An 18444-nucleotide genomic window follows, 5' to 3' on the forward strand; every position below is an offset into this window, starting at 1 on the left:
CTGTGTGGATCACCGGTCCACCGTACGCGGCGGCGCCCCGGCGTCAAGCTCAGCCGTAGCGCTCGAGCGAGGGTCCGTGCCAGTGCGGCGCGCGCTCCCAGCCGCTGGCGACGGCGAGACCGGTTGCGGTGCGGCTGACGATGAGAAGGGTTTCGTCCTCGGCGCCGATGATGAAGGCGCGGCCGCCTCCGGGCTCCAGCTCCCAGCCGGTGGCAGCGGGAATGCGGGCGACGAGACGGTCCAGGGCCTGCCGATCCGCGAAGGCCCAGGCGCTGGTCTGCCGGCGGCGGTGGAACGCGATGACCTCACCCATGTCGGCCTCCTCACGACGCTGATGGTCTGAAGGTAGGCTTCGGGCATACGGGCGGAAACGACCTCGCGCGGCTCTCAGGCGAACGTGATCGGCGGTGAGGCGCTCTCCCGCATTCCACCTCCAACCACTCCCCGGACCTGTTCCGGGGCCCACTCATCCACTCCCACGGTCGTGCGGGGTGACGCGTAGGCCCCGGAACAGGTCCGGGGAGTGAGGGAAAGTTGAATTATTCAGGTCAAACGGGCGCGCTCATCACCAGCCCGCCATCGACCACGATCTCGGTCGCGGTCACGTATTTCGCCTCGTCGCTGGCGAGATACAGCGCCGCATAGGCGATGTCCCAGGCGTCGCCCATATGGCCCATGGGGACCTGGGAATGGCGCTTGGCGATCAGCGCCTCGGCGTCGTTGTTGCCGCGCTGACTGGCGAGCCGCGCCTCGACCAGCGGGGTGTGCATCAGCCCCGGGACCACCGTGTTGCAGCGGATCTTCTCCTTGGCATAGCTCACCCCGATGGCGCGGGAGAGCTGCACCACCCCCGCCTTGGCGGCCGCATAGGCGTGGATCGGCGTGCCGATATGGCGGTAGCCGGCGACCGAGGCGACGTTGATGATCGCGCCGCCGCCGCCCTTGCGCATATGCGGGATGGCGTGGTGACAGCCGAGATAGACGGTCTTCAGGTTGTGGTCCATCTGGGCGTCCCAGGTCGCGAGATCCATGTCCTCCACCGTGCCGGGATGGGAGCCGCCCACATTGTTGTGCATCACGTCGAGCCGGCCGAACCGGGCGACGCAGTCGGCCAGCAGCCGCTCCACCGTGTCGTCGTTGGTCAGGTCGCCGGCCTCGGCATGGACCTTGGCGCCTTCCTCGGCCACCAGCCGGGCGGTCTCCTCCACCGCCGCCTTGTCCCGGTCGATCAGGTAAAGCGTGGCCCCTTCGCGGGCGTAGAGCACCGCGCAGGCCTTGCCGTTGCCCCAGCCCGGCGCGACGGAGCCCGCACCCGCGACCACCACCACCTTGTCCTTCATCCGATCGACCATGCCCGTTTCCTCGTCCTTGGTTTTTTCATGAACCACCAGTCATACCCAATCGGCCGCGGGTAGGGCGAGGCGCTATCGTCTCGGCCTAGCCGCCGGCGGCACGGGGGCGGCCTGTGAATGCGGCGAGGGCGACGGCCAGCCACCCCAGGATCTGCAGCGTGCCGCCGACCGGTGCGAGCATCGGCACCGGCGCGCTGCCCTGGACCGCCTGGACGTAGACCGAGCCGCAGAACGCCAGGGCGCCGACCCCGACCGCCAGCATGCCGGCCAGGGCGAGACGTCCACCCATCTGCGGCCAGAGCGCGGCCAGCGCGAGCAGGCCGAGGCTGTTGGCCGTATGCCAGAACGAGGCGGTGCGCCATAGATCCCGGGCGCCCGGATCGGCGCCGATCGCATGGGCCCCCACGGCCCCCAGGGCGACCGCGAGCGCGAGGGAAAGGGCGGCGATGCCGGCGGCTGGTCTGTTCATGACGGCGCGTCCTGACAGGTCGTTGACGCCCCCCTATAGCGCGCGGCGGGGCCCGCCCCCAAGTATCTGCGTCTTGCAACCCGTTTTCTCCGGCGTCGGCCTGCGCTGGGGTGTTTTCAATCCTCCGCGAACTGCTTAAGACGAACCTAGCGTTTCAAGACGGTGCCTGCGTGATCTATCTACGGTCCTCCCTGTTCAACGTGGTCTGGATGGTGTGGTCGCTCCTGATGGCGACGACGGTGCCGGTCAATCTGCTGTTCCACCGCGGCGATGACGGGCGCTATGTCCGCAAGGTGAGCCGGGTCTGGTCGCGGGGCACGACCTGGCTGCTGGAGACGATCTGCGGGCTGCACTACCGGGTGGAGGGGCGCGAGCACCTGCCGGACGGTCCGGCCTTCCTGGCCTGCAAGCACCAGTCGGCCTTCGAGACCTTCGTGATGAGCGCGGTCGTCCCGGACCTCTGCATCATCTACAAGCGCGAACTGGACTCGGTTCCGCTGTTCGGCTGGTTCCTGCGCCAATCGAGGATGGTCTCGGTGGAGCGCGGCGGGGGAGCTTCGGCCCTGCGCGACATGCTGGAACGGGCCAAGGCGGAGGCCAGGAAGGGGCGCTGCGTGCTGATCTTCCCCGAGGGGACGCGGGTCGCGGTCGGCGAGCGCGGCGTCGCCCATGCGGGGCTGATCGCGCTGGTCCGCAATCTGAAGCTGCCGGTGGTGCCGGTGACCCTCAATTCGGGCCTGTACTGGCCGCGGAAGTCGTTGCTCCGCTATCCGGGCGAGGTCACCATCCGCTTCATGCCGGCCATCCAAGACGTGGAACGTTTCGGCCGCAAGGACATGGAGGCCCTGGTGGAGACCATCAGCGCCGAGTCCGACCGGCTCTGCGGCATCGACCGATCGGGAGACGCGTGACCGCCATGCCCAAGGCCCGCCAGATCTATTCAGTCCAGGGTGTCGACTCCGAACCCCGCGCCGGCGGCAAGGCCGCCCGGGAGGTCGGCCGGTCGCTGATCACCGACGCCCTGATCCGCCGGGCCAGCGCCGCCGTGGCCGCCCGTGTGGATGCCCTGCGGCAGTCTCTCGCCGACCGGGGCGTGTTGCCCGACGACGCACCCGACGGTGCTGCCGTCGTGGCGGCCTTCGAACGCAGCTATGCCCGCCGTCCCCTGCGCGACAATGCCGGCGGGACCATGCGCAACTCCTCGACCTGGCTCTTCACCGTCGCCGCCCTGCTGCGGCCGTCGACGATCGTGGAGTGCGGCACCTTCAAGGGGCATTCTTCCTGGCTGATGGCCGAGGCCGCGCCGGAGAGCCGGATCATCACCTTCGACGTGATGCGCGAGGACGGACGGCTGCGCGACCCGCGGGTCGAATACCGGCTCGGCGACTGGAGCGATGCCAGCGACCTGGAGACCCTGCCGGACGACACGCTCTGCGTCTTCGACGACCACATCTCCCACCGCCTGCGCCTGGAGCAGGCCAAGGCGCGCGGCGCCAGGCTGGCCCTGGTCGATGACGATTACGACGTGCTCACCCTCTACGCCACCGGCTCGCCGCCGGTGCCGACCGTCACCATGCTGACCGACCCGGACCTGCCGGCGGGCACGTGCTGCGAATGGGAGCGTCCGGGCAAGCGCTACAGCTATACGGTCACCGAGGCCGACCTGCAGGCCGGGCGGGACCTGATCGCCTGGACCGAGCCGATGCCGGACCTGACCTCGGTGAACCGCTACGTCGCCCAGGCGCCGATGACCCTGGTGGGGTTGCGCTAGGCGCCGCACCAGGGCTCAAGCCATGCGAAATACGCGGATCGCGTCATGCGATATCTGCGCTAATCGCGGGCCGCAAACGGCGCGATACCTTAGGGTACCGGTCGGCTTGTGCTCGGTGGCCGGTCTTTGCTCTGAGCCCTGGTACCCACATCCATGACCTCGCACCTGATCACCCTCCTGCTGGGCATCGGCCTGTCCGTGATCGCGCTGACGGCAACGCCGCTGGCCGCCCGGGTCACCCACCGGATGCCCGATCCGGATTCCGGCTATTTCTCGACCACCATCATGGCGCTGTTGATCACCTCCGCCTTCGGTGGTGGGGCGATCAGTTCGATCATCTGGATCTCTGGTCTCGGCCCGACCGCGGCCTGGACCCTGATCCCCGCCTATCTCGTCATCATGTTCGTGGCCGGCCGGTTCTCCTGGAAGATCCTCGGCCCGCGCAGCCATGGCGCCGTTGCCGTGCCCGGTGCCCATCCGGCCGGTGCGTGACCATGGCATCCATCGCTATGTCCCTAACGACGGCGAGCCTGGTCGGGTTGCTGTTCGCCGGGACGATCGGCGTCGATAGCGTGGCGACCGTCTGGGTCGCCCTCGCCTGGGCCGATCTGCCACGCGTCGTCATGTGGATCGCGGTCGGGGCGACCGCCCTGGGCATGGCCGTCCTCAGCGGACGGCTGGCCCTGGCCACCTGGCGGGTCGAGCGCCGCGGGCTCGCCTCCCTGGACAGCTAGTCCCCGGGGAAGGTGACGGCCTCGACCTTGTTGCCGTCGGCGTCGCGGATGAAGGCGCCGTAATAGGTCGTCATGGATGCCTGCCGGAGGCCGGGCGCGCCGTCGCTGCGCCCGCCTCCGGTCAGTGCCGCGGCATGAAACGCATCCACCGCCGCCCGGTCCGGCGCGCGCAGACAGACATGGGCGCCGGTATCCGCCGGTGCTGGGGCAAGATCCTCGCGCAGATTGATCCAGAACTCCGGATAGCGCTTGCCGAAGCCGACGGTCCGTTCCCGCACCACCAGCCGGGACAGCCCGAGCGGGGCGAGAACGCGTTCCCAGAAATCGGCCGACCGCTCCAGGTCGCTGACCGGGACGGAGACATGGTCGATCATCGTGTGCTCTCCGATTACAGGCATCGGGGCCTCGCCGATCCGGTGGGGCAGGCGAGCGGAGCCAGTGTAGCGCCCGCTCCGTCCTTGTCCCGCCCTCATTGCACCATGGTCGGCGGCGGACAGGAAAACATTGTAAGCATCTGAAATTCAATGTTTTGACCCAAATCAAAACGGGATTTGTTCAGTTCCTGTTTACCTCACGGCTGTTAGTCTGGACCCGGTCGAGCTGGATCGGACTGGGGAGAAGGGAGCCATGGCCAAGGTGAAGGTGACGCCCACGGGACGGGAAGCGCCGTTCCGCGAGGGCGAATTGATCGTGTCGAAGACCGACCTGAAAGGACGGATCACGTATTGCAACGACGTGTTCGTGCGGGTCGCCGGTTTCCAGGAGCGTGAGCTGATCGGCGCACCGCACAGCATCATCCGCCATCCGGACATGCCGCGTTCTGTGTTCAAGCTGCTCTGGGATACCATCGGGTCCGGCAACGAGATCTTCGCCTATGTGATCAACATGGCCAGCAACGGCGACCATTACTGGGTCTTCGCCCATGTCACGCCGAGCTTCGACGCCTCGGGCAAGATCGTCAGCTACCATTCCAACCGCCGCAAGCCCCGGGCCGACGCGGTGGCGGCGGCCAGCGGCCTCTACAAGCAGCTCAAGGCGATCGAGGACTCGCCCACGAACCGCAAGGACGGCATGCAGGCCGCCTATGACGAGCTTCTCAGCATCCTCGCCAAGAAGGAGGTCGGCTATGACCAGTTCGTGCTCTCTCTCTAGGACGAAGGCGGGCCTGACCGTCGCGCTGATCGCCTCGGTCGCGAGCGCGGCGCTGCCGTTCCTGCCGGTGCCCTATGCCGGCGTGGCGGCCTCGGCCTGCGCGCTGCTGGCGGCCGTCGCGGCGATCCTCTGTTTCATGTTCCTGGCCCGGATCCAGCGTTGGATCGAGAGGGCGGCCACCGTCGCCAACGGCATTTCCAAGGGCGACTTCGAGCAGCGACTGGTCCTGATCGACGAGACCGGCCCGCTCGGCCGGATGCTGTGGGCGATCAACGGCATGGTGGACATGGCGGACGCCTTCGTCCGCGAGGCCGGGGCGGCCATGGAGGCGGTCGAGCAGGGCAAGTTCTTCCGCCAGATCCGTCCGGAGGGGCTTAGCGGCCTCTATCTGCGCAACGCCAAGCAGATCAACGACGCGACCGCCAGCATGGGCAAGCGCCTGGACGCCTTCTCGGAGCTCACCAACCGGTTCGAGGGCAAGGTGTGGTCCGTTGTGGACAGCGTCTCCGCCGCGGCCGAACAGCTGCAGTCCACGTCCGGGGCCCTGAAGACCCAGGCGGGCGAGACCACCCGCCAGGTCGCCGGCGTGTCGGCCGCGACCGAGGAGGCGTCCTCCAACGTCGAGACGGTCGCCTCGGCGGCCGAGGAACTGTCCGCCTCGATCATGGAGATCACCCGCCAGGTCCGCGAGGGCAGCCGGGTGACCACCGCGGCCAGCAAGGAGGCGGAGGCCGCCGACAAGCTGGTCGCCACCCTGTCCCAGGCGGCGGAGGAGATCGGCACCGTCGGCTCGCTGATCACCGACATCGCCGAACAGACCAACCTGCTGGCCCTCAACGCGACCATCGAGGCTGCCCGGGCCGGCGATGCCGGCAAGGGCTTCGCGGTGGTCGCCAGTGAGGTGAAGTCGCTGGCCAACGAGACTTCCAGCGCCACCCAGCGCATTCAGGAGCAGGTCGGCGCGATCCGCGAGGCGACCGCCAATGTGGTCCAGGCGATCCAGACCATCGTGTCGTCGATCGCGGAGGTCTCCACGGTCACCGGCTCGATCGCGGCGGCGGTGGAGCAGCAGTCCGCGGCCACCAACGAGATCTCCCGGAACGTGCAGGAGGCCTCGGCCGGCACCCGCGAGGTGGCCCGCAGCACCGAGACCGTTGCCCGGTCCGCCCAGGAGACCGACGGCGCGGCCACGCAGCTCAGCACCGCCTCCTCCCACCTGGCCGCCCAGGCCAAGACCCTGCGCCACGAGGTGCAGGAGTTCCTGTCGGTGGCCCGCCGCTCGTCCTGACCGGGACGTCGGCGATCAGTCCAGAAACCCGGGTTGCGTCTCCAGCGTGACCCGGGCGAGCGACCCGAACGGGTGGGCATATCCGTAGAACGCGAAGTTGCTCGCCTGCATGGCGGGATCGGCCGCGATGCGGGCCTCGTAGTCGGCGCCCAGTGCGCGGAACGCGCTGTCGGCCTCCACATCTCGCTGCCAGGTCCCGGCCATGCGGGTGAGCAGCTCCTCGGTGGCGGCCAGAAGCTCGTCCGGCGTGTTGTCCCGCACCTCGTAGCCCGCCTCGGCGATCTTCTCGCTGAAGAGTATGGCGGGGATGCCGGCATCGAGGATCTGGCGGTACGCCATCGGCTCGGCCGAACCGGCGACGTGATAGTGTTTGAACAGCGTCAGGTCGTCGTTGTACGGCATGTTCATGTGCTCGAACGGCGCATTGGTGCGCAGCACCGGGCGGCCGAAGGCTCCGGCCACCCAGATCGGGCCTGAATTCTGCGCCAGACCGAAGGCGTTTCGGGCAAGAACGAAGAGATCCACCGCCCGATCGACGTCCTCCCAGTCGGGAATGTTGACGTAGGCGTCGGGCGGAAAGCCCATCGTGTCCAGCCCGGGCTCACCGATCCTGATGACCCGGTAGCCGGCCTCGATCAGCCGGCGGATCGCTGGTTGATAGGTCTCGACCACCGCCGTCCGGTAGGCGTGGTACGTCATGGTCGGCACGTAGGAGAGCGTTCGGTTGTGGAAGAACACGAACGGCGCATCGGGGTCGATGCCCCGGCGGCTCAGGGTCTCGCGGGCGATTGATTCCGCCTCTTCCGGAAGCTCCAGGTACTTCACCGCCCCGCCGGCCAGAATATGGCGATAGAACCGGATGAAGATGGCGCGCGGGCTGGCGAAGAGGCAGTCGAGGCTCCCGATACGGTGGAAGCCGGCATCCTTCGTGCCCAGTAGAAGGACGTCGAAATTGTCGACTTCGATGAACCGGAACTTCGAACTGGCGCACTGACGGATCCAGGGATTGGTCCCCGGCCAGGACATCTTGTCGGTGAAGATCAGGATGCGGTCGTACTCGTCTTCGAACAGCGTGGAGATGATCTGGGTCTCCAGGCCGAAATGCCCGATACGGGCCGATTGCGGCAGGATATACGCCAGCGTCTTCCCACCGGGGGCAAGGTGCGGCACAGACAGCTGCACGACCTCCCGTGCCGCGGCCCGTATCGCGTCTTCGGAGAGGGTCGGGATCTCCACGTCGCCTACGATCGTCATCCGAGGCGCTCCCGGTTGCGACGCCGTCCGGCCGACCGGACCGCAATCCGGATGGATGTGCCGTTCCGGGTCATGAGCGGTCCTCCGTCACGCTGCGGATCACCGCAGGCCAGTCGTCCTGCGCCACCCAGCCCAGATCCCGTTCGGCCGCCCGTGTGTCGAAGGGGCTGGCGTCGGCGCGGCTGAACCAGCCCTCGTCGTAGAGCGGCGGATACATCCCCCGCCTGCGGGCGAGGAAGTCCAGGGTGTCGACGCCGCCGAGCGTGTCGCGGGCGGCGATCAGGTAGACCGCGAACGGGGGCGTGTCGGCCAGCAGGGCGGCGCGGAAGGCGGCGGCCGCGTCGCGGGAGGTCACGTAGGTCCGCAGCCCTGGCAGGTCGCCGTAGCGCGGAGCGTCGACGGCGATGCCGGGATTGCCGTCCTCTGCCGGCAGAGTCGCCAGTTCCGCCAGGATCTGCGGCGCCTTTACCGGACGGACGACCAGGGTCGGCCGCAGGCAGACGATGGAGGCGATCCCGTCGCCGCTGACCGCATGGCGTCGCGCGAAGCTCTCGGCCGTGCGCTCCATGAGCTGCTTGGTCAGGTCGTAGGTCCGGCGCGAGCGCTGGGCATGGGCCTCGTCGACCGGCAGATAGTCCGGCGCGTCGCCGGTGTTGAAGCCGTAGGAGGCGGCGGAGGAGGCGACCACGACCTTCTTCACGCCCTCCTCCTCGGCAGCGCGCAGCAGGTTCCAGGTGCCCTGGACGTTCACCTCGAAATAGGTGTGGTCGGGTACGTCGACCCCGTCGTCGATCCCGGCCAGGTGGATGATCCGCTCATGACCCCGCACCGCGCTTCTGACTGCCGCGATGTCGCGGATATCGACCTCGCGATAGACCACGTCCTGCTTCGGCGCGCTGACGTCCAGCACCTCGACCCGGTGGTCCGGCAGCATGGCCTCGACGACGAAATGCCCGAGGCGGCCGCTGCCGCCGGTGATCAGTACGCTGTTCTTCGCCATCCGGAATCCAGTCCCCTGCCGGTTGCGTCTGGTGGCAGACTAATTCGCTTGTCCCGTTCGAGATAGACAACGTCACGGCCGGGCTGAAATGTCCGAGAGGCGTGTTAGATTGGATTGTAATCGTATCACCCAAAACGGATGAGACATGCCCGAGGAAGCGCCACAGCCCGAACATCCCCGCCAGGAGCATTTGGGCTTTGACCTGAACCACATCCTCTCCGCCGTGGTGGGCGTCCGCTGCCACATCCCCGAGGACGCCTTCACCGCGTCCGTGCTGGGCACCGAGCGCTCCGGCAATGGCGTGGTCATCCGCAGCGACGGCCTCGTCCTGACCATCGGCTACCTGATCACCGAGGCCGAGACGATCTGGATCACCGACAACCAGGGCCGGGCCTTCCCCGGCACCGTGCTGGCCTATGATCAGGAGACGGGCCTGGGCCTGATCCAGACACTGGGCCGCGCCGATCTGCCGGCGGTGGAGATGGGGGTCTCCTCGAACGTACTGGAGGGCGATTCGGTCATCGTGGTCGGCCATGGCGGCCGGCGCTCGGCGATCAACGCCCGGGTCATCGCGGTGCGCGAGTTCGCCGGCTACTGGGAATACCTGCTGGACGAGGCGATCTTCACGGCCCCGGCCCATCCGAACTGGGGCGGCACCGGCATGTTCGACCAGGACGGACGGCTGGTCGGCATCGGCTCGCTGTTCATCCAGCAGAGTCATGGCGACGAGACGCCGATCGACGGCAACATGATCGTCCCGATCGACCTGATCAAGCCGATCTACGAGACCATGGTGACCAGCGGGACGTCGGGCCGGATTCCGCGGCCCTGGCTCGGCATGTACTGCACCGAGGTGGAGGAGCGGCTGGTTGTCGCCGGCCTCGCCGATGACGGGCCGTCGGAGATGGCCGATGTGCAGGTCGGCGACATCGTCGAGAAGGTCAACGGGACCCGGGTCTCCACTCTGGCCGAGATGTTTCGCCGGGTCTGGGCGATCGGACCGGCCGGCGCCGACATCCCGATCACCGTGGTGCGCGAGGGCGAACGGCTCGACCTCACCATCGCCTCGGTCGCCCGCGGAAACCTGCTGAAGGGCCCGCGCCTGCACTGATCCCAGTATTCGACGGAGGATACCCATGCGCATCGCATTCCTCGGCCTCGGCCTGATGGGCGAGGGGTTCACCCGTCGGCTCGTCGATCTCGGCCACGCGGTGACCGGCTTCGACCCGGTGGCCGAGCGGCGCCTTGCCGCCGCCGCCTGGGGCGTCGAGCCGGCCGAGACCCCGTCGGCGGCCGCGAAGGGCGCCGACCTCGTGATGACCTGCGTGACCACCACCGACGACCTGGAGGCGGCCCTGTTCGGTCCCGATGGGGCGGCCGGGAGCATGTCCGGTGCGGCGATCCTGGTGGATTTCTCCACCACCGTGGTGTCCCGGACCAAGGCCATGGCCCAGCGCCTGAAGGCCGAGCGCGGGGCGGGGTGGATCGACGCCCCGGTCTCCGGCGGCCCGCCGGCGGCGCGCGACGGCAAGCTGGCGGTCATGATGGGCGGCGACGACGCCGACGTGGCCCTGGCCCGCCCGGTGCTGGAGGGGGTGGCCGGCAGCCTGGTGCATCTGGGGCCGGTCGGTGCGGGACAGGTGACCAAGATGGTCAACCAGGTCTGCGTGCTGACCAATTTCGTCGTGCTGGCCGAGGCGCTGAACCTGGCCGAGCGCGGCGGGGTGGACACCTCCAAGCTGCAGGCGGCCCTGGAGGGCGGATACGCGGGCTCCAACCTGATGGGCGCCATGTGGCCGCGGATGATGGCCCGGGACTATGCGCCGGCCGGCTATCTGCGGCAGGTGCTGAAGGACCTCGACATGGTCCACGACCTCGCCCACGACCTGAAGGCGGCGATTCCGATGTCGACCCAGGCGGCCGAACTGTTCCGCCTGATGGCGGCGCGCGGCCACGAGCAGGAGGACGGCATCGCCGTGCTGAAGCTGTTCACCGGAGAGGAGGTCTAGACGACCGTCGGATCGGCCCTCGCTCGCCGAAAATTGTATGCAAGGTGAGGCGGGTTTTGTATTCAACAGGGACGGTCGGTCTGGCGCATTTGCTGCCGGATCGAACTGCCTGAACACCGATAAGCGCCGGGTCACGGTGCGCTAATACGTCGCGAACAAGCCGGTCAACCGGTGAAACAGCGACTTAAACAGTGGAGGAAGTCATGAGAATCAACACGTTCATGCGTGTCTCTGTCCTGGCTGGCGCGATGGCGCTCGGTCTGGGGGCGGCGCAGGCGGCCGAGGTCGAAGGCCCGAAGGTTTCCTGGAACCTGTCGACCTGGGGCAAGGCCCGCGCGTTCACCGTCGGTCCGGAATACATCGCCGAACAGCTCGCTGAGAAGACCGGCGGCAACTTCACCCTGAAGATCCACTACGGCGAGGCGCTGTCGAAGGCGCGCGAGAATCTCGACGGGATCAAGCTCGGCGCTTTCCAGGCCGCCCAGTTCTGCAACTTCTATCACCCCGGCAAGAACCCGGCCTGGATGGTCCTGACCATGCCGTTCCTGCCGCTCGGCGACCTCGAGGTCTCGATGCATGTGCGCGAGGCGATGATGGCCAGCGACCCCTTCGTGGCCGACATGGCGAACTGGAACGCCATGCCGTACTTCTCCGCGCTGCTGCCGCAGTACGAGTTCCTCGGCAAGGGGCCGGCGCCGAAGACGCTTGAAGGCTGGAAGGGTCTGCGCGTACGCGCCGGCGGCGGTGTCGGCACGGCGATGGAGAAGCTCGGCGCGACGTTGACCACGGTTCCGGCGACCGAGGTCTATACCGGCATGGAGCGCGGCACGATGGATGCCGCCTCGTTCCCGTACACCTACTCGCACGCGGCCTATCAGATCCATGAAGTCAGCGACTGGTTCACCTCGAACATGTCCCCGGGCACGTCCGAGTGCGCGACGGTGCTGAACAAGGACGCCTACGCCGAGCTGCCGCCGCAGTACCAGAAGCTGCTGATGGACCTGAAGCCCGAGGCGTACAAGGTTCAGATCCAGGCCTATCACGACATCGACAAGAAGAACCTGCCGATGTTCGAGTCCAAGCTCGAGAAGATCGTCTACACGGACGAGCAACTCGAGGAGTTCCGCCAGATCGCCGGCAAGCCGGTGTGGGACATGTGGGTGGCCGAGAACAAGGACAAGTTCGACGCCCAGGGGCTGATCGACATGATCATGTACGAGGCCAAGAAGGCCTCCGCGAAGTAGCGGGTACCCCCGTCTTCAAGACGAGGAGAGGGCCGCGCCGAGTACGCGGCCCTCGACGCTTGGGTCGCAAGCCGCCAACCGTGTGTTGCGACCCGAAAGCCTCTCTCCCTTCGCAACCGCGGGGTACCAGGACATGACCGAATCCGTGACTCTGACGCCCGGACAGGAAGCGTCGGGCGGGCGCGCGATCCATCGTGTTGACCGGCTTCTGCATGCCATCGAGCGGGTGACCGCGATCGCGTCCGGCTTGTTCATCTTCGGCCTGATGCTGGTCGGCGTCGTGCAGATCGTGGGCCGGACCGTCTTCAACATGCCGATCTTCGGCTATATCGACGCCATCGAGATGTCGATCGCGGTCTTCGCGTTCCTCGCGATCGCCTATTGCGAGCGGATGAACGGCCATGTCCGCATGGAGCTGTTCGTCGGCCGGCTGCGGGGCCGACCGTTGTGGATCGCCGAGGCCGCCGGCCAGGTCGTGGGCCTGTTCGTGATCGCCGTGCTGATCTGGTACGGCTGGGATCACGCGATGCGCGCCTACGAATACGGCGATTCCACGATCGACGCGCAGATCCCCTGGTGGCCGTCCAAGCTGCTGATCCCCTTCGCCTTCGCCCTGCTCTTCGTACGCCTGCTGGTCAACCTGATCGGCTACATCCGTCTTGCCGCCGACGGTACGGCCGAGCCCGTGGCGGTGCCGCTGATCTCCGATGTGCGCGAGCTCGCCAGAGGGGAGGCGTCGGAGGCCGGCGCCCTGGAGTCGTCCGACACCGCACGCGGTGTCGATAACCGGAGGATCGGCGAATGACCGAACTCAGCAACGATACGATCGGTTTCATCGGCGTCGCCGCCCTGCTGGTCCTGGTGCTGATCGGCGTGCGGGTCTACATCGCCGCGTCGGTGGTGGGCCTTGTCGGTCTCGTCGCGATGATCGGCTGGGACGCGGGGGCCGGGATGATCGGCACCATCCCGCATTCCAAGTCGGTGACCTACACCCTCTCCGTGCTGCCGATGTTCATCCTGATCGGCTATCTGGCCTTCCATGCCGGCATCACCCAGTCCCTGTTCGACGCGTCGCGCAAGTGGCTGGGCTGGATGCCGGGTGGGCTCGCCGTCGCCTCGGTCATGGCGACCGCCGGGTTCGCGGCGGTGTCCGGCGCCTCGACGGCGACCGCGGCGGTGTTCGCCCGGGTCGCCATTCCGGAGATGCTGGCGGCCGGATACTCCAGGCGGATCGCGGCCGGGGTCGTGGCCGCCGGCGGTACCCTGGCGACCCTGATCCCGCCGAGCGCCATTCTGGTGATCTATGCGATCATCGTCGAGGAATCGGTCGGCCAACTGCTGCTTGCCGGCTTCATCCCGGGCATCGTCTCGGCGCTGATCTATGTCGGCATCATCCTGATCTGGGCCAAGGTGGACCCCACCGTGGGCCCGGCGATCAATGGCTATACCTGGAACGACCGGATCAAGTCGGTCCCCGGGACTTTCCCGGTGATCGCCGTCGTCGTCATCATCTTCAGCGCGATGTATCTCGGCTGGGCGACCCCGACCGAAGCCGGGGCGCTCGGGGCCTTCGTGGTGTTCCTGATGGCGCTGGCGAAAGGCATGCGCTGGCCGGCGCTGCGCGAGTCCCTGCTCGATACCGCCAAGCTCACCGTCATGATCTTCAGCCTGATCTGGGGCGTGCTAATCTTCGTGCGGTTCCTGGGCTTCGCCGGCCTGCCGGAGCATTTCACCAACTTCATCGTCTCGCTGCCGTTCGAGCCCTGGGTGGTGATGGTCTGCATCCTGCTGGCCTATGCCGTCCTGGGCATGTTCATGGACGCCATCGGGATGCTGCTGCTGACCCTGCCGGTGGTCTACCCGGCGGTGATGGCGCTGGGCTACGACTCGATCTGGTTCGGCATCATCGTGGTGAAGATGGCCGAGGTGTGCCTGGTGACGCCGCCGATCGGCCTGAACTGCTTCGTGGTGTCGGCCGTGCGGCCGGACATCCCGATCTCCAGCGTCTTCCGGGGCGTGGGGCCGTTCGTGGTGGCCGACTTCATCACCGTCGCCGTGTTCATGATCTGGCCGGAACTGATCACCTGGCTGCCGCAGACCATCCTGAATTGAGGGGCCTGAACTGAAGGCGGCTCAGACCGGCCGGTAGATCCGCAGGGCGTTGTCGTGGAAGAACGCCCTGCGGTCGGCCTCCGGCATGTCGGCGGTGATCGCCTTCAGCCCGGTGAAGATCTCGTCATAGCTGGCGCAGAGGCTGTCCACCGGGAAGTTGCTCGCCGCCATGCAGCGATCGGGTCCAAAGATTTGCAGGGTGTCGCGCACCACATCGCCCTGCAGCTCCGGCGTCCAGCGCTGGCCGGGCACGCCGATGCCGGAGATCTTCACCGCTGTGTTCGGCTGGGCGGCGAAGCGCTCCATGCCTTCGCGCCAGCCCGCGATCCCCTCGGCCGAGCGGTCGGCAGGCAGGCCGGTGTGGTTGAGGATGATCAGCGTGTCCGGGAAGTCCCGGGCCAGCTCCGCCGCCTCCCCCAGATGCCACCAGGGCGTCTGCAGGTCGTAATGCAGCCCGAACCGCGGCATCAGGGCGTAGCCGCGCCGGAAATCAGGGTCGGCCATGGAGCCCGGCGCGCCGGCCACGAAGGCCTGCGCCGAGGGGGCGGCGGCCGGCTTCTGGCGGATCGACCGGATCAGGGGAAAGGCGCTATGCCCGGCCAGCACCTCGGCGATGTCGTCGCGGGCGAACCAGGCTTGGCCGATCACCGCGTGGGGCCAGCCGGTGCGGTCGTGCAGGTCGTGCAGCCAGCGGGTCTCGCCCACCGGGTCGGCCGGGTCCCACTCCGCCTCCATATGCACCGACTTCACCACCTTGTGGCGGCCGTGGTCGCGGCGGAAATCCTCGACCAGATAGTCGCGCTTCAGGGCGCTGTAGTCGCCGTAGCGGAATGGAATGTCATGGTCGCCTTCCAGCCACGGATGGTGGCCGCTGCCCAGCTTCCAGAAATGGTGATGGGCGTCGATGATCGGCAGGTCGTCGTCGGTCATGGTTCGGCCTTTCCGGTCAGCGGGCGGGCAAGGGCGGCCTCGATGGTCGGCGCCATGGTCACCGCCGGGGCGGCGATGCCGTGGACCGCCAGCGCCCGGCGGATATCGGCCGAGGCGCCGGTCAGCACGATCTCCACCCCGTTGCGCTTCGCCCGGGCCACGAGGCTCTCGATGGTGTTGGCGGCGGTGCTGTCGATGAACGGCACGCCGGCGAGGTCGACGATCAGGCGGCGGTGGCTGTCGGCGATCCGGTCGAGCACGGAGCCGATGGAGGCGGCCGCCCCGAAGAAGAAGGCGCCGCTGATCCGGTAGACCACGGTGTCGCGGTCGGCGGCGGTCTCCTCATAATCCGGGCGGTCGTCGCGCTCGTCCTCGGCGACGAAGGGCACGGCACTCTCCACCGCGGTCACTTTCGACATACGATGGATGAACAGCACCGAACCCAGCGCGAAGCCGACGACGATGGCCTCGGTCAGGTCGCGGAAGATCGTCAACCCGAAGGTCGCTAGCAGGACCGCGGCGTCGCCGCGCGACGCCCGCAGCAGGGTGAGGAAGGCGTGCTTCTCCACCATGTTCCAGGCGACGAAGGCGAGCACCCCGGCGAGGGCCGCCAGCGGAATGTCGCTGGCCAGCGGGGCGGCGATCAGCACGAAGGCGAGCAGGAAGACCGCGTGCAGCATCCCCGACACCGGCCCGTGGGCGCCGGCCCGCACGTTGGTGGCAGTGCGGGCGATGGTGCCGGTCACGCAGATCCCGCCGAACAGGGCCGAGCCCATATTGGCGACCCCCTGGGCCACCAGTTCGCAGTTGGAGCGGTGGCGCCGGCCGGTCATGCCGTCGGCGACCACGGCGGAGAGCAGGGACTCGATCGAGCCGAGCAGGGCGAAGGCGATGGCGGCGGGCAGCACGGCCTGCGCCTTCTCCAGGGAAATCTCCGGCAGGGACGGCATCGGGAAGCTCTGGGGGATGCCGCCGAACACGCTGCCGATGGTCTCCACCGGCAGGCCGAAAAGCGCGGTGGCGAGTGCCGATCCCGCCACGGCAATCAGCATGCCCGGCCAGTCCGGCCGCAGCCGCTTCAGCGCGACGATCACCGCGACGGTGCCGAGCGACAGGGCGATGGCGGCGGCGTCCGCCGTGCCGATGGCGCCGGCCAGTGCGGGCAGTTTTTCCGCCAACGGGCCGGGCTCGCTGCCGGGCAGGGTGAGGCCGAGCAGGGGCCGGATCTGGCTGGCGAAGATGATGACGGCGATCCCGGCGGTGAAGCCGACCGTGACCGGGTAGGGGATGAACTTGATGAAGGTGCCGAGCCGCAGCACGCCGATCAGCGCCAGGATCACCCCGGCCATCAGGGTCGCCAGGATCGTGCCGTCCATGCCGTGGGCCTGGACGGTGGCGGCGACCAGCACGATGAAGGCGCCGGCCGGCCCGCCGATCTGGAACCGGCTGCCGCCGAGGGCGGAGACCAGGAAGCCGCCGACGATGGCGGTATAGAGCCCCTGGGCCGGGGTGGCGCCCGAGGCGATGGCGATCGCCATGGACAGGGGCAGGGCCACGATGGCGACCGTGAGCCCGGCGATGGCGTCGCGGCGCAGCTGGGCAGCGCCATAGCCCTCACGGAAGACGGTGACCAACTTTGGGGTGAACAGCTCCACGGTGCTGGGAGCGGCCGGTATCGGGGCGTGCTGGGTGCCTGCGGTCATGGGATCGACCGGATTCGAAAGGAAGGGAAACGTCAGTCTGACCCCCCGTTCCCGTCGGCGCAATGGCGGCGCCGATGGCCGGTCTCTATGTCGCGGTCAGCTGTCCGGCCTCAGCACATAGCCTCGGCCACGCACGGTCTGCAGGAAGCGCGGGAATTTCGGATCCGGCTCGATCTTGCGGCGCAGGCGGGTGATCTGCACGTCGATGCTGCGCGCGTTGCCGCCGCTGTCCGGGGCCTCGCCCTCGGCCAGGTCCTCGCGGCTGAACACGGTGCCGGGAGAGGCGGCGAAGACCGCGAGCAGGGCGCCCTCGGACTCGGTCAACCGCACCGGCTCCTCGCCGCGCCACAGCATGTTGCGGACGGGGTCGAACCTGAACTCGCCGAACAGGATCTCTCCGCCCGCCATCGGGGCCGCGACTGCCGGTGGCGGCGGGGGCGAGGCCCGCCGCAGGATCGTGCGGATGCGCAGCACCAGTTCCCGCGGTTCGAACGGCTTGGTCAGGTAGTCGTCGGCACCGCTCTCCAACCCGGCGATCCGATCGCCACTCTCCCCCATGGCGGTGAGGAGCAGGATCGGCACCTGGGATTCCGCCCGCAGGGCGCGGGTCAGTTCCACGCCGTTCTCCCCCGGCATCATCACGTCCAGGACGATCAGGTCGAAGACCAGGTTCTGTAGATGGGCGCGGGCGGCGGCCGCATCGGCGGCGACGGAGACCCGGAAGCCGTTCTCCATGAGAAAGCGGCGGAGGAGGTTGCGCAGGCGGGCGTCGTCGTCGACCGCCAGGATATGAGGGGCTTCCTCGCGCACCGGCCTAGCGCTTGCCGCCGGCGATCTTGGCACCCGCCATCTTGTTGCCGACCCGGGCGACCGGCACGTGGGTCGGGCCGCCGGAAACGTCGAACCGCTCGCGGTCCGGCGCGTCGATGATGCCGTGCAGCACCAACTTGAACCCCTGGACCGCGTCGGCCCCGGCCTTGCGGAAGGCGTCGGCGATTCGCTCGCGCTGATCGGCGGTCAGCCGGCGCTCCAGCTCGACACCCTTCTGGGTCAGGGTCAGCAGCCGCTGGCGGCGGTCGCGCTCGCCCGGGGTCTGGGTGATGAACTCCTCCTCCACCAGGTGACTCAGCACCCGGCTCAGGCTCTGCTTGGTGATGCGCAGGATCTTCAGCAGCTCGGACACGGTGATGCCCGGATTGCGGCCGACGAAATAGATCACCCGGTGATGCGCCCGGCCCAGTCCGATCTCCGCCAGCATCTCGTCCGGACCGCCGGTGAAGTCCCGGTAGGCGAAGAACAGCATCTCGATTGCCTGGCGGAGCTCCTCCTCGCGCAGGAATAACGGATTCGCGACGCTTTTTACGTCAACCATGTTGACTTACTTTCTTCCGAATGTTAGTCGTTCGGCCTGATAAGGGTAACAATA

General features: G+C 68.0%; 21 protein-coding genes. 11 read left to right on the top strand and 10 right to left on the bottom strand.

Annotated features, from left to right (window positions below; all coding sequences use genetic code 11):
• Positions 1-49: 49 nt before the first annotated feature.
• The 3 genes from ACOQOP_RS01675 to ACOQOP_RS01685 form a co-directional block, all read right to left on the bottom strand.
• Positions 50-313, bottom strand: coding sequence for a hypothetical protein (locus ACOQOP_RS01675; RefSeq protein ID WP_420564579.1), 264 nt, complete (start codon positions 311-313; stop codon positions 50-52).
• 235 nt (positions 314-548) lie between these two features.
• On the bottom strand, positions 549-1352 hold the full coding sequence (locus tag ACOQOP_RS01680; protein ID WP_420564580.1) for an SDR family NAD(P)-dependent oxidoreductase: 804 nt from the start codon (positions 1350-1352) through the stop codon (positions 549-551).
• Between the two features lie 85 nt (positions 1353-1437).
• Positions 1438-1821, bottom strand: a complete 384-nt coding sequence (locus tag ACOQOP_RS01685; protein WP_420564581.1) for a DUF423 domain-containing protein — start codon at positions 1819-1821, stop codon at positions 1438-1440.
• A 170-nt stretch (positions 1822-1991) separates the two neighbouring features.
• Between ACOQOP_RS01685 and ACOQOP_RS01690 the strand changes: the two genes are divergently transcribed.
• The 4 genes from ACOQOP_RS01690 (at position 1992) to ACOQOP_RS01705 (ending at position 4326) form a co-directional block, all read left to right on the top strand.
• The gene (locus tag ACOQOP_RS01690; protein ID WP_420564582.1) at positions 1992-2732 is read left to right on the top strand and encodes a lysophospholipid acyltransferase family protein; all 741 of its coding nucleotides are present in this window, start codon (positions 1992-1994) and stop codon (positions 2730-2732) included.
• On the top strand, positions 2729-3592 hold the full coding sequence (locus ACOQOP_RS01695; RefSeq protein WP_420564583.1) for a hypothetical protein: 864 nt from the start codon (positions 2729-2731) through the stop codon (positions 3590-3592). Before ACOQOP_RS01690 ends, ACOQOP_RS01695 begins: the two co-directional genes overlap by 4 nt.
• 153 nt (positions 3593-3745) lie before the next feature.
• On the top strand, positions 3746-4084 hold the full coding sequence (locus ACOQOP_RS01700; RefSeq protein WP_420564584.1) for a hypothetical protein: 339 nt from the start codon (positions 3746-3748) through the stop codon (positions 4082-4084).
• A gap of 2 nt (positions 4085-4086) precedes the next feature.
• The gene (locus ACOQOP_RS01705; RefSeq protein WP_420564585.1) at positions 4087-4326 is read left to right on the top strand and encodes a hypothetical protein; all 240 of its coding nucleotides are present in this window, start codon (positions 4087-4089) and stop codon (positions 4324-4326) included.
• Here ACOQOP_RS01705 and ACOQOP_RS01710 read toward each other — a convergent pair.
• Complete coding sequence (locus ACOQOP_RS01710) at positions 4323-4724, bottom strand: VOC family protein (RefSeq protein WP_420564586.1); 402 nt, start codon at positions 4722-4724, stop codon at positions 4323-4325. The genes ACOQOP_RS01705 and ACOQOP_RS01710 overlap by 4 nt on opposite strands.
• A gap of 229 nt (positions 4725-4953) precedes the next feature.
• Here ACOQOP_RS01710 and ACOQOP_RS01715 point away from each other — a divergent pair, with 229 nt between their 5' ends.
• Positions 4954-5478, top strand: a complete 525-nt coding sequence (locus ACOQOP_RS01715) for a PAS domain-containing protein (protein ID WP_420564587.1) — start codon at positions 4954-4956, stop codon at positions 5476-5478.
• Positions 5453-6766, top strand: a complete 1314-nt coding sequence (locus ACOQOP_RS01720) for a methyl-accepting chemotaxis protein (protein ID WP_420564588.1) — start codon at positions 5453-5455, stop codon at positions 6764-6766. The genes ACOQOP_RS01715 and ACOQOP_RS01720 overlap by 26 nt, the downstream gene beginning before the upstream one ends.
• Positions 6767-6781: 15 nt before the next feature.
• Here the strand turns inward: ACOQOP_RS01720 and ACOQOP_RS01725 are convergent, their stop codons facing one another.
• Positions 6782-8020 carry a TIGR04372 family glycosyltransferase gene (locus ACOQOP_RS01725; protein ID WP_420564589.1) on the bottom strand — a complete coding sequence of 413 codons (1239 nt, stop codon included), beginning with the start codon at positions 8018-8020 and terminating at the stop codon, positions 6782-6784.
• A 70-nt stretch (positions 8021-8090) separates the two neighbouring features.
• A complete protein-coding gene (locus tag ACOQOP_RS01730) occupies positions 8091-9020 on the bottom strand; it encodes an NAD-dependent epimerase/dehydratase family protein (RefSeq protein WP_420564590.1) in 930 nt (309 codons plus the stop codon).
• A 145-nt stretch (positions 9021-9165) separates the two neighbouring features.
• On the opposite strand from ACOQOP_RS01730, the gene ACOQOP_RS01735 reads away from it, so the two are divergent.
• The 5 genes from ACOQOP_RS01735 (at position 9166) to ACOQOP_RS01755 (ending at position 14385) form a co-directional block, all read left to right on the top strand.
• Entirely contained in the window at positions 9166-10131 is a 966-nt protein-coding gene (locus ACOQOP_RS01735; protein ID WP_420564591.1) for a S1C family serine protease, read from the top strand.
• Between the two features lie 25 nt (positions 10132-10156).
• Positions 10157-11029 carry an NAD(P)-dependent oxidoreductase gene (locus tag ACOQOP_RS01740; protein WP_420564592.1) on the top strand — a complete coding sequence of 291 codons (873 nt, stop codon included), beginning with the start codon at positions 10157-10159 and terminating at the stop codon, positions 11027-11029.
• 203 nt (positions 11030-11232) lie between these two features.
• Positions 11233-12273: a C4-dicarboxylate TRAP transporter substrate-binding protein gene (locus ACOQOP_RS01745; RefSeq protein WP_420564593.1), complete on the top strand. Its 1041-nt coding sequence runs from the start codon at positions 11233-11235 to the stop codon at positions 12271-12273.
• 133 nt (positions 12274-12406) lie between these two features.
• The gene (locus ACOQOP_RS01750) at positions 12407-13078 is read left to right on the top strand and encodes a TRAP transporter small permease subunit (protein ID WP_420564594.1); all 672 of its coding nucleotides are present in this window, start codon (positions 12407-12409) and stop codon (positions 13076-13078) included.
• Positions 13075-14385 (top strand): TRAP transporter large permease, encoded by a 1311-nt coding sequence (locus ACOQOP_RS01755; RefSeq protein WP_420564595.1) that lies wholly within the window; start codon positions 13075-13077, stop codon positions 14383-14385. The genes ACOQOP_RS01750 and ACOQOP_RS01755 overlap by 4 nt, the downstream gene beginning before the upstream one ends.
• A 21-nt stretch (positions 14386-14406) precedes the next feature.
• On the opposite strand, the gene ACOQOP_RS01760 is transcribed toward ACOQOP_RS01755, so the two are convergent.
• The 4 genes from ACOQOP_RS01760 to ACOQOP_RS01775 all read right to left on the bottom strand — a co-directional run bounded on the left by ACOQOP_RS01760 (position 14407) and on the right by ACOQOP_RS01775 (position 18390).
• The gene (locus ACOQOP_RS01760) at positions 14407-15315 is read right to left on the bottom strand and encodes an amidohydrolase family protein (protein ID WP_420564596.1); all 909 of its coding nucleotides are present in this window, start codon (positions 15313-15315) and stop codon (positions 14407-14409) included.
• A complete protein-coding gene (locus ACOQOP_RS01765) occupies positions 15312-17018 on the bottom strand; it encodes a SulP family inorganic anion transporter (protein WP_420564597.1) in 1707 nt (568 codons plus the stop codon). The genes ACOQOP_RS01760 and ACOQOP_RS01765 overlap by 4 nt, the downstream gene beginning before the upstream one ends.
• A 96-nt stretch (positions 17019-17114) precedes the next feature.
• Positions 17115-17828, bottom strand: a complete 714-nt coding sequence (locus ACOQOP_RS01770; RefSeq protein ID WP_420564598.1) for a response regulator — start codon at positions 17826-17828, stop codon at positions 17115-17117.
• 4 nt (positions 17829-17832) lie between these two features.
• Positions 17833-18390, bottom strand: coding sequence for a MarR family winged helix-turn-helix transcriptional regulator (locus ACOQOP_RS01775; RefSeq protein ID WP_420564599.1), 558 nt, complete (start codon positions 18388-18390; stop codon positions 17833-17835).
• Positions 18391-18444: the final 54 nt, after the last annotated feature.

Source organism: Thalassobaculum sp., assembly GCF_965223715.1.
Taxonomy (GTDB): Bacteria; Pseudomonadota; Alphaproteobacteria; order Thalassobaculales; family Thalassobaculaceae; genus Thalassobaculum.